The following is a 206-nucleotide window of genomic DNA, read 5'->3' on the forward strand; positions in this document are numbered from 1 at the left end:
CATTCGCCTTTTTCCTCTTTGGAAGCGCGGTAGCCATAGCAGACACTACCAGAGCAGCGCAAGCCCTTTTCCATTCTTGACTTGAAAACAGCTTTGATTTTGCGGCTGGTGTCGGCAACATACCACTCGTTTATCACGTCACGGAAGATAGACATAATATCAAAGCCGTTGGCGGTGTCAAGGTTGTCATTGGCGGCGATAAAACG

1 pseudogene is annotated in these 206 nt (G+C 48.5%); it reads right to left on the bottom strand.

Going from position 1 to position 206, the window contains the following annotated elements:
* Positions 1-206 (bottom strand): annotated as a pseudogene (locus D1646_RS24110) (restriction endonuclease); the annotation flags it as partial.

This window comes from Pseudoflavonifractor sp. 60 (assembly GCF_009911645.1).
In the GTDB taxonomy this organism is placed as follows: Bacteria; Bacillota; Clostridia; order Oscillospirales; family Oscillospiraceae; genus Lawsonibacter.